An 11,178-nucleotide genomic window follows, 5' to 3' on the forward strand; every position below is an offset into this window, starting at 1 on the left:
GCATGAGGCATTAAATTGAAAAAGAAACGATTTCGGCAGGTGCTTAACAATCCCCAAATTTTGTCGAGCGAAAGTGCACTGATTATTGTAGGAGGAAGCTGCTCCCGTCAATTTTTTCAATGGAAGGAAGCTGTGAAAGGTCCTCAGCCAGCTTGAACAGGGCGAGATCTTTCTTTTTCGCTTCGATCATACAGTGGATTTCCGGGACCGAGCCTTTTATACCGTTGAGGAAATCCATGAACATGTCGGCATCAACATACTCAGCATGTGCACGGAAATCTTTTTCTGACCGCGGACTGGATATATGCATTTTCACAGGCAATTTGGAATGCTCCCAGGTTCCGACGACCCGCTCCCACTGTTCCTGCCAGTTGATCTCATCATGGTGGGCAAGGTGATGATGATAATCTAATACAAGCGGGATACCCAATTTCTCGCACAGGTACAAGGTGTCATGCAATGTAAAAGAAGTGTCGTCATTTTCAAGGATGATCATATTCTGCAGCCTGGCCGAAATCAGGCCCCAGTTATGGATGAACTGTTCCAGCGCCTTCTCCCTGTCCTCATAAACACCGCCAACATGAAGAACACATCGATGCTCTGGATCGATTCCCATCCCCTTCAGCAAAGCATGGTGCATCGCCAGGGTTTTGACTGAATTATTGAGCGTCTCCGTTTTCAGGGTATTGAGCAGGACGAAATGATCTGGATGAAAATCAACTCGCATCGGATTGGCTTCTAAGAAGGTGGCGATTTCTTTCAGTGGTTCTTTTATCGCCCGCATATACTTCCAATCCGCAAGTTCCTCATGGTTCGCAAGCGGGATCAGCCTAGAGCTCAGCCTGAAAAAGTGAATCTCGTTCGCTTTGCTGTGTCTCAAGAGGCGAAGGCAATTTTCCAGATTGGAAATAGCGATCCTTTCGAGCTTGTTGATGGCTCCTTCCCTGTCCTTGATTGCCTGGAACTGCTTAAAGGTCATCGTCTGCGAAGGAGAGGCATTTTTCAGTTCCTCGCTCATCGCTACATAACCAAGCCTAACGATTGTCATTGCACACACTCCCCCTCTTTTACAGGTAGTATGCCCAAGTTCGTTTTGCATAGGAGAAAATCTCGGGCTGTTCGATATATTGCGGGATGTGGTCGAAATATTGGAAAATCCGCTGATATATTATGAAATGTGGTCGATATAATCAAAAAGTCGATGATATGTTCCGAAATGTGGTCGATCTATCATCAAAACGCGAACTACATCTCCTTATTTCATGCGCATTAAACAGCAAATTCATCAAGTTGGTGCTCCAGGCACAAAAAAATCCCCGGTTTCCATTCCGGAACCGGGGATTTGTTCATTCTTTTAGCGTGGTGATCTTGATTTGAAGCCGCCGCCTTCTCTGCTGCCGCCACCTGTGCGTTTTGTTCCAGATCTTGGCTTGTAAGGCTTCTTGCTGCGTCCGTCGCCGCCTCTGTTATCGTATCTTCTACGGTCGCCTTGAGGCTTTTTGTCTCTTCTGTTTGGAAGAGGCTTTTCCTCAGTAAGCTTAACAGGAGTCGTATCAGGCTCTTTAGTCAGCATTTTCAATACGGAAGCAACAACTGTTTGAGCATCATGATTTTTTAATAGCTCATCTGCAGCCTGGCGGTAGTATTGAAGGTTATTTGACTCGATTGTTTGTGTAATCTTGTCAACAACTGCTCTTTGCTGGCCTTCAAGCGCTTGGTCCAAGGTTGGAGCAGTCATTTTTTCCATGCGGCGTTTAGTCGTTTTTTCCACGACATGAAGGTATGAAGTCTCTCTATGCGTGACAAACGTGATTGCCATACCCTCTTTACCTGCACGGCCCGTACGTCCAATACGGTGTACATAGCTTTCAGGATCCTGCGGGATGTCGAAGTTGTAAACGTGCGTTACACCAGAAATATCAAGTCCACGAGCTGCCACGTCTGTCGCAACAAGCACGTCGATTGAACCTTCCTTGAACTTTCTAAGAACAGACATACGCTTCGCCTGTGTAAGGTCTCCGTGAATTCCTTCTGCAGTGTATCCGCGCAGGTTCAATGCTTCAGCAAGCTCATCAACACGGCGCTTCGTGCGGCCGAAGATGATCGCTAGCTCAGGAGACTGGATGTCAAGAAGACGAGTCAACACATCGAACTTGTTCTTCTCCTGTACTTCAACATAGTATTGCTCGATCAAAGGAACTGTCATTTCCTTCGCTTTTACACGAACAACTTCCGGATCCTTCATGAAGCGCTCAGCGATCTTGCGGATTGGTCCTGGCATTGTTGCCGAGAACAGTAGTGTCTGGCGTTCGCTAGGGATTTTCGCAAGGATTGATTCGATATCTTCAATGAAGCCCATGTTCAGCATTTCATCTGCTTCGTCAAGGATTACTGTTTCGACATTATCAAGACGGATTGTCTTTCTGTTAATGTGGTCAAGAAGTCGTCCTGGCGTTCCGACGATGATGTGAGGCCCTTTTTTCAATGCACGGATCTGGCGGTTGATATCCTGGCCACCGTAGATTGCAAGTACGCCGACTCTCTTGCCAGCACCGATTTTGTATAATTCCTCGGAAACCTGGATTGCCAATTCACGAGTTGGCGCGATGATGATTCCCTGGATGTTATGATTTTCTTTCTTGATTTTTTCCACTAGAGGAATACCGAAAGCAGCAGTCTTACCAGTACCTGTCTGCGCCTGGCCAATCACGTCTTTATTCTGAAGGCTGATTGGAATCGTCTCTGCCTGAATCGGAGTTGCTTCCTCAAAACCCATATTCTTTACAGCTTTTAATGTTGCGGGGCTAATGCCCATGTCTTGGAACATTGTCAACTTTGCTCATTCTCCTTTATGTTCACATTTATTATCCCGCATCGGCTTCTCACCGATGCTTCGTTTATTTTAAGTGGCTGTTTAAGGATCCAAACCATTTCTGATTCTGGTCAATTTTATCGTACCTATGCGGCAAAATAGGTGTTTGCACCTTGTGTTTTAAGCAGGGCTGAATCAGCATCGCGTTCCCATGCTGAAGCACAGAACCTGAAATATTAGCAAAAAAAGACATTCTCCAGCACGGGAGTATGTCCGCTTAAAGGATTTTCTCAGTTAGACACTCAATATTCATCATACCATCTTTAGGAAAGAAAAGCAATTTTTGAGCCAAATGATTAGCTGCTGATCCTTTCCCTTGGCTTGGAGGTCAAAAAGTCATACACCTCGTCAAAAAGATGCTCTTTTTCATCGCAATGACAGATCAGATGTTTGGAGTTCTTATAAAAAATCAGCCGTTTTTCTGCAGCGCCTATATTCTCATATAAATAACGGGCGCTCTTTGGAGGGACGATGCCGTCGCTTTCTCCCTGGGCAATCAACGTAGGGACTTTCACATCGTTGAGAATAGGCTTGATCTTGGTGACAAGCCTGCGAAACTGCAAGGTAGCGGTCATGGGTGTTTCCTTGAACTTGCGGGTATAACGCCTGAACATTTCATTTTCCTTCAACTTTCCTTTTACGGTATCCCTCATCATTTCCTTGATGTCGTTTACCAGCTGCTTTGGATTGACATAGTAGGCCGCAGCGCTGAGCAGGACGAGCTTCTGTACAGGATACTTTGAGGCAAGAAAACTGGCGATCAAACCGCCCATCGAAAAACCGACGACGTAGACGGTGTCGCATTCTTTCAGAAGCGCCTTCAGTTGATTTTCGGCATGGTCAATCCACTCATTATGCTTGATCCCCTTCAAACGGAGTTCATCGCCATGGCCTGGCAGGGTGGGAACGACAATTTTCCAATCGGTTCTTTCTTTTAGCGACTGGGCAAGTGGCTCCACTTCATATGGGGACCCGGTAAATCCATGAATTAAAAGACAACCTATCATAACCTATCACCCATTAGTTTTTCTCGTATTTAATCTTTCCCCATTTTAAATCATTTAACCCACATAATCACATAATACACTTCTTTTAAACACAAAAAGATGCCCTCTATTTGCAGGACATCTATTTGTGGGATCTACTATTCCTGCAAGGCGTTGACGACTTCTTCGAGCGCCATGCCGCGGGATGCTTTTACGAGTACGATGGTTTCGGCGTTAACATGTTTTTTCAGTTCATTGCTCAGTTCCTGTTTGTCCTGGTAGGCGAAGACTCGGTCATCACCGAGCACCTCCTTCGCTCCCATTGCGATGGATTCGCTAAGCTTGCCGAAGGTGAACACATAATCAATTTTTCCGGCATCCAGGGATGAGCCTACTTTGTAATGATATTCTTCCTCTAGCGGCCCGAGCTCAAGCATGTCGCCCAGCACGAGGATTTTCCGGCTGTAGCCAGACAGGTTGGCAACGAGGTCGATCGCTGCATTCATCGAGGTTGGACTGGCGTTATAGGCATCATTGATGATTTTCTCACCGTGTGCTCCTTCTGATAGCTCCATCCTCATATTGGTCAGCTTCAAACCAGCGAAGCCGTCGTTCATTTTATCGAATGGCACGCTGAAGAAGTCCGCTGCCAGCATCGCGGCCAGCGCATTTAAAATATTGTGGTTCCCGAGGACCGGGAGTTCAAATACCTGGTCTCCAAGATTGGTCGTGAATTTGTTTCCATTTTCCATCGGCTCGACGTTGACTGGATACACATCATTGTCATGGCTTACACCAAAGGTCTTCAGCTCGCCGGTTCCTTTGTAGTCCTTCAGCCTTTCCTGAAGAAGCGGCTCGTCTCCATGGAAAATGATCAGCCCATTATCCTTCAGGCCGCTGATGATTTCGAGCTTCGCATCGGCGATCGCTTCCCTTGAACCAAGGTCAAGCAGGTGGGATTCCCCGATATTGGTGATGATCACCGCATCCGGGCGGCCCATCTCGGTTAGAAACTCGATTTCTCCTTTGCTACTCATGCCCATTTCGAGGACAGCCACTTCGGTATCCTCACGCAAGCGCAAAAGCGTGATTGGCAGGCCCAGGTGGTTATTGAAGTTCCCCTCTGTCTTTTGCACCTTGTATTTTTGCGCCAATAAGTTCGCTGTCATGTCCTTCGTAGTTGTTTTTCCATTGCTGCCAGTGATCCCGACAACCTTCACATCCAGCGAGTTGCGGTAGCTTCGCGCCAGCTCCTGAAGGGCCGATGTCGTGTTTTCAACGACGATGACCGGCAAATCCTCCGGCGGGTTCGGGACATCTTTTTGCCAGAGCGCTGCTGAAGCGCCGCCGTTCCTGATTACATCTTCAACAAACTTATGCCCGTCCGTCCTTTCGCCTTTAAAAGGGATAAAAAGATTGCCTTGTTCAATTTTACGCGTGTCGATTGAAACACCCTTGACCAACACGTCAGCAAACTTGCTCACATCATTCAAGCCGCCGGCCATTTGGGCAATTTCTGTTAACGATTTTTGAATCATACTGAGATCCTCCTAAAAATAACGAGATACATTTGCTCCGAAGCCCATGCCGTCTATGAAAAGATAGCCTGGGCCCTGAGTGATTATCAAAAAAGAAGGAGATGTCTCTCCTTCTGGTTGGTTTTTACCTGATGTTAAAAAGTATATTTAATTTTTTGTTTTTCAGCATGGCGTTCGATTCCGAGGTTCACGAGCTTCTCGATCAGCTGCGGATATTCGACGCCGGTATGCTTCCAAAGCAGCGGGAACATGCTGAATGGCGTGAAGCCAGGCATCGTGTTGACTTCATTGATCAACAGCTGGCCATCCTTTGTCAGGAAGAAATCCGCACGGACAAGTCCTGAACAATCAAGCGCCTTAAACGCTTTGACCGCCATTTCTTTGACTTCCTCGTATTGTTCTTCCGTGATTTCTGCCGGGATGATCATCGCCGTATCGCCGTCTTCGTACTTCGCCTTGTAATCATAGAAATCCTTCTTCGGGACGATTTCACCGACTACAGAACATTCCGGCTCATTGTTGCCAAGTACACCGATTTCAATTTCACGCGCCACGACGCCCTGTTCGATGATGATTTTACGGTCAAATTGGAACGCTTCCTTGAAGGCCTCTTCCAGTTCTTGTTTGTTGGAGGCTTTGCTGATCCCGACACTTGATCCAAGGTTTGCAGGCTTTACAAAGCAAGGATAACCAAGCCTTTCTTCAACAAGACCATAGATGGTGTCGCTGTCCTTTTCCCACTCACTGCGAAGAGCTGACACGTAATCCACCTGTGGCAGTCCTGCCTGTGCGAAAATATTCTTCATGACGATTTTATCCATTCCTGCCGCTGACGCAAGAACGCCATTGCCGACGTACGGCAAATTCAAGAGCTCCAGCAAGCCCTGCACCGTTCCGTCTTCTCCGTTCGGACCATGAAGCAATGGGAAAATAACATCAAGAGTCTTGCTGGATTCCGCACTGCCCGCCTGGAATAATGCTGGTGTGAATGAAGGGGCAGGCAGGTTCGTAGTGTCCGCGAATTCCAGTGCCTTTACACTCTCAGCTGGCGCGTTCAACTGCTGACCCTTGACCCATTCTCCTTCCTCCGTTATGTATATAGGGTAAATCTCAAAGTTCTCATAATCCAATGCCTTCGTTACAGCCAGTGCTGTTTGCATCGATACTTTATGTTCAGCCGATTTGCCGCCGTACAGCAGCCCGATTCTTGTCTTCATAAAAATAGACCTCCAATAAAATTCAATCCGCTTTTTATTTTACCACTTTATTTTTTAATTAAGGAATTGTTATCAATTTTTAATATTCATTCTCCAGCTATACTATTTCCTGTTTTGATTGGATGAAACCTTCATAGGGAAGAATAACTAAAAAAAGGGCCATCACTAGGCATTCAACCCAATATACCGCCTATCTTACCATATGAATTCAGTGTTCATTCCGTGAATACCAAAACCATTTAACACCAATTGATCATCTATAAAACAAAGGATTTATCAGGGAGGACATCATGAGGAAATTTGGATTATTGCCAAAGATTATACTGGCCATCGCCCTTGGCATCGTTGCGGGCCTGATTTTTCCGGAAGTAGTGGTCCGCGTATTCGCTACTTTCAATGGATTGTTCGGCAACTTCTTAGGATTTGCCATTCCATTCATCATCATCGGCTTCATTGCTCCAGGCATTGCTTCATTAGGAAGGGGCGCCGGGAAACTGCTTGGCATCACAGCCACGATTGCATACGTCTCTACTGTCGCCGCTGGGTTGTTGGCGTTTTTCGCCGCTTCTGTGCTCTATCCTGTTCTTTTGAAAAAACAAAGCGTGCAAGAATTCGAGAATCCGGAAGAAGCGTTGCTGTCACCCCTCTTCACAGTGGAAATGCCTCCGCTTATGGGCATTATGACAGCGCTCCTGCTTGCGTTCACGCTTGGTCTTGGTATGGCCTACATCAAGGGCAATGCGCTTCAGCACGTCCTGATTGATTTCAGGGGAATTATTGAACTGGTCATCGAAAAGATCATCATCCCTTTACTGCCGTTCCACATTTTCGGGATTTTCGCGAACATGACCAAAGGCGGCCAGGTATCCGCGATCATGAGCGTATTCATTAAAGTTTTTGTGATGATCATTGCTCTTCATCTAATCTACCTGCTGATCCAATACAGTGTTGCCGGCACAGCGGCAAAGCGCAATCCTTTTAAAATGCTCAAAGCGATGGCGCCCGCTTACATGACAGCGCTTGGCACACAGTCATCTGCTTCGACGATTCCCGTCACCTTAAAGCAAGCGAAAATGCTTGGCGCCCGTGAGAAAGTGGCTGATTTCTCCGTGCCGCTGCTCGCGACGATCCACTTATCCGGCAGTACGATCACTTTGGTCAGCTGCGGAATGGCGGTCATGCTCCTTCAGGGACAGGAAGTAGCTTTCGCTGAAATGCTGCCGTTCATCCTGATGCTGGGAATCACGATGATTGCGGCCCCAGGTGTGCCTGGCGGAGCCGTCATGGCCGCACTTGGTTTATTGGAAACGATGCTGGGCTTCAGCAGCACCATGCTGTCGCTGATGATCGCCCTTTACCTCGCCCAGGACAGCTTTGGAACGGCCACAAATGTCACCGGTGACGGCGCACTCACCGTAATCGCGGACAAACTCAGCGGTAAAGGTGAAATTTAAATAAACCGGTCTGTGCAGCCCGGTTTATTTAAATTTCGATATAGTAAAAACACCCAGGTTACCCTGAGTGCCATTTATTTTACGATCATCACCGGTGCCTTCACTCGTTTTGCTACTTTATGGCTGACACTGCCCAGTACCATTTCCTGAAGGCCGTTCAAGCCACGGCTGCCGACTACCACGACATCAAAGTCGTTCTTGTTTGCAAAGCCTACTATTTCCGGTCCTGGTTCTCCGAGCAATTTTTCTAATGTAAAGTTTACCTTTGCTTCTTCAAGTAAATTTGTTACTGGCTGTAGTCTCATCTTCCTTTTTTCCTCGACTACCGTGCGATCTGCATTGTGAAGAACATCTTCCTTTGATGTTTGTCCATCGACCACATAAACGACTGTAATTTCACTGTCACCGCTAAGCTTAGCCAACTCAACCGCTTTTTTCGCCGCTCTTACTGAGTGGCCGGAACCATCAGCAGCAAGCAAAATTCTTTTGAACATACTCTTCCCCCTGCAACTATTCTTTCTTTTATATATAAAGAAAGCACGCTGACAAGTCAACGTGCTCCTTAGAAATATATTAATGTCCGGAAAGCTTGGCGCCCTCCTGCTTGTGGACAGCCAGCTTGTCGATCAAGTGAGAGCTTGGCTCATTCAAGCCATGCAGGCGGACTACAGTTCCGTTCTCCCTCAGTTTGATGACGATTTTATCAATAGCCTTGACAGCTGAGTCGTCCCATACATGGGCATGAGTCAGGTCAATTACGACTTCTTTCGCTGTTTCCTTCAAATCGAATGATTCAATCAGGTCTGTAACGGACGCGAAGAATACCTGCCCGGTTACAAAGTACGTACGGCGTTCAGAAGAAACATCGAGAGTGGATGTTACCTTCACTTTTGAGATTTTCGCGACGAAGAAAATCGCGCTAAGGATAATCCCGGCAAACACACCTTTAGAGAGATCGTGTGTGAACACTGTTGTTACGGTAGTAACGACCATAACGATTGAATCGGTTACAGGAGTCTTGGCCATTCCTTTGATCGATGACCAGTCAAATGTACCAATCGAAACCATGATCATGACGCCAACTAGTGCAGCCATCGGAATTTGGACGACGACGTTACCCAGGACGATGATCAGGAACATTAGGAAGGTACCAGCTACCAGCGCAGACAGTCTGCCTCGGCCGCCAGATTTAACGTTAATGACGGATTGACCGATCATTGCGCAGCCTGCCATGCCGCCGAAAAATCCGGCAACAATATTCGCGATTCCCTGACCGCGGCTTTCTCTGTTTTTATCACTAGCAGTGTCTGTCATATCATCAACGATTGACGCAGTAAGCAGTGATTCAAGCAAGCCGACAATCGCTAAAGCAATAGAATACGGAAAAATAATCTTTAATGTCTCAAGGTTAAAAGGAATATCAGGAATCAGGAATGCAGGCAATGTGGACGTCAGTGTACCCATATCGCCAACTGTCTTGACTCCGCTGCTTGTCATAATTGCAATCAATGTGATCACAATAATCGCAACAAGCGGTGATGGAACAGCTTTCGTAATGCGCGGGAACAGATAAATGATCGCCAGCGCACCAGCTACCATCGCATACATTACCCATGTTGCACCGACAAATTGTTCAAGCTGTGCCATGAAAATCAAAATAGCCAGCGCGTTAACAAAGCCAATCATGACTGAACGCGGAATGAACTTCATGAACCTCGCTAATTTAAACACACCAAACAGGATCTGCAGGATACCTGTCAAAATCGTAGCAGCCAATAAATATTGCAAACCATGGTCAGCAACAAGCGTCACCATCAACAGCGCCATCGCACCGGTCGCAGCTGAAATCATGCCAGGACGGCCGCCTACAAAAGCGATTGTCACAGCAATCGCGAATGATGCGTAAAGTCCTACCATCGGGTCAACACCAGCAATGATCGAAAAAGCAATCGCTTCAGGAATCAAAGCAAGTGCCACGACGATTCCAGCAAGGATATCTCCTTTCACGTTGCCAAACCATTGTTCTTTAATTGTCATTGTATTCAAAGAAACACCCCTTAATATATTTTTGTGGCTTCCTACTCTCAAGCAAGCCGGGTCCGATAAAAACAGGATTTATCATAACATATTTACGAAAACAAGCAACTCCGACTGTAAGCGATGAAATAGATGTTTTTCTTTGAAAATCGACGTTTTCCTCCATTTTTCATATAGATATAGTAAAAACCCTTATAATGTAAAAGACCTGATTCTACGAATATGTCGCTGCTGATTTTTTCACGGCGGAAGTCACCTTCATCCTCAGTCCCTGAAGTGAAACTCATTGCTCTCGCGTGAATTTAGATTTGATCGATATATTGCTGAATGCAATAGATATATTGGAAAAACGTGGTTAATATATTGGAGGATCCGCTGATATATTCGAAAATGTGGTTGATATATTCAGGAATGTGGTTGATATATTCAGGAATGTGGTTGATATCTTATTCTTCCTGATGTGCCTTAAGTGGATTATTTACATTTCACACGCTCTATAGGACATTTTAGAGAATTTCACACTGTTTTGGTTTAGCGAATGCTTTTTTAGGACCTTTTTGAGAATTCCCTCGCTGTTTGGCATTATAGAAACTCTAAAAAAGGCTCTCCTCAGCAAAAAAAAAAGCCCTGCAGTTCAATAGCGCAGGGCTTGTTAGTTCACCCAATCGGGGTGCATATTTCAATATAATGTCCATCGGGGTCGGCTGCGTAGGCGACGACCTGGCCCCATGGTTTTTCGGTTGGTTCGAGCAGAATTGGCACGCCGGCTGTCCGGAGTTTTTCGACAGTGCCGTTGACATCTTCTGTCACGAAGCCGAGCTCAAATGTCTGGTCATTCCTGACTCCATCGGGAATCGGAAGCTTCGTGATTTCGCGGCCGCTTTCCCTGGTGTTCATCGACAGGATGGTGTTTCCTGTTTCGTATTCGATATAGGTGCCAAATTCATTGCGGAGCTTCAGGCCAAGCAGCTCTCCGTAAAAGTGTTTCGTTTTTTCCAGGTCTGAAACGTATAAAATAACGTAGCCCATCTTCAGTTCCATCTTCATCACCTCGTATATATACCATTCGCGATG

At 46.3% G+C, this 11,178-nt stretch carries 9 protein-coding genes; 1 reads left to right on the forward strand and 8 read right to left on the reverse strand.

Translation table 11 applies throughout. The features are described from left to right. Positions 1 to 82 precede the first annotated feature (82 nt). From uvsE to EJA10_RS22125, 5 genes are all read right to left on the reverse strand, one after another. Positions 83 to 1,048 (reverse strand): UV DNA damage repair endonuclease UvsE, encoded by a 966-nt coding sequence (gene uvsE, locus EJA10_RS22105; protein WP_125482185.1) that lies wholly within the window; start codon positions 1,046 to 1,048, stop codon positions 83 to 85. Positions 1,049 to 1,354: 306 nt separating this feature from the next. Then, a complete protein-coding gene (gene cshA, locus EJA10_RS22110) occupies positions 1,355 to 2,833 on the reverse strand; it encodes a degradosome RNA helicase CshA (RefSeq protein ID WP_125482186.1) in 1,479 nt (492 codons plus the stop codon). A 335-nt stretch (positions 2,834 to 3,168) separates the two neighbouring features. Further along, positions 3,169 to 3,879, reverse strand: coding sequence for an alpha/beta hydrolase (locus tag EJA10_RS22115; RefSeq protein ID WP_125482187.1), 711 nt, complete (start codon positions 3,877 to 3,879; stop codon positions 3,169 to 3,171). A 137-nt stretch (positions 3,880 to 4,016) separates the two neighbouring features. Then, a complete protein-coding gene (locus tag EJA10_RS22120; protein WP_125482188.1) occupies positions 4,017 to 5,396 on the reverse strand; it encodes a UDP-N-acetylmuramoyl-tripeptide--D-alanyl-D-alanine ligase in 1,380 nt (459 codons plus the stop codon). Between the two features lie 134 nt (positions 5,397 to 5,530). Continuing rightward, entirely contained in the window at positions 5,531 to 6,613 is a 1,083-nt protein-coding gene (locus EJA10_RS22125; RefSeq protein WP_125482189.1) for a D-alanine--D-alanine ligase, read from the reverse strand. A 290-nt stretch (positions 6,614 to 6,903) separates the two neighbouring features. Here EJA10_RS22125 and EJA10_RS22130 point away from each other — a divergent pair, with 290 nt between their 5' ends. Beyond that, entirely contained in the window at positions 6,904 to 8,067 is a 1,164-nt protein-coding gene (locus EJA10_RS22130) for a dicarboxylate/amino acid:cation symporter (RefSeq protein WP_125482190.1), read from the forward strand. Between the two features lie 74 nt (positions 8,068 to 8,141). On the opposite strand, the gene EJA10_RS22135 is transcribed toward EJA10_RS22130, so the two are convergent. From EJA10_RS22135 to EJA10_RS22145, 3 genes are all read right to left on the reverse strand, one after another. Beyond that, complete coding sequence (locus tag EJA10_RS22135; protein WP_125482191.1) at positions 8,142 to 8,561, reverse strand: universal stress protein; 420 nt, start codon at positions 8,559 to 8,561, stop codon at positions 8,142 to 8,144. A 79-nt stretch (positions 8,562 to 8,640) separates the two neighbouring features. After that, positions 8,641 to 10,104, reverse strand: a complete 1,464-nt coding sequence (locus EJA10_RS22140) for a SulP family inorganic anion transporter (RefSeq protein WP_425462115.1) — start codon at positions 10,102 to 10,104, stop codon at positions 8,641 to 8,643. 657 nt (positions 10,105 to 10,761) lie between these two features. After that, on the reverse strand, positions 10,762 to 11,145 hold the full coding sequence (locus EJA10_RS22145) for a VOC family protein (RefSeq protein ID WP_125482193.1): 384 nt from the start codon (positions 11,143 to 11,145) through the stop codon (positions 10,762 to 10,764). Between the last annotated feature and the right edge of the window lie 33 nt (positions 11,146 to 11,178).

The organism is Mesobacillus subterraneus (genome assembly GCF_003937825.1).
GTDB lineage: Bacteria > Bacillota > Bacilli > Bacillales > Cytobacillaceae > Mesobacillus > Mesobacillus subterraneus.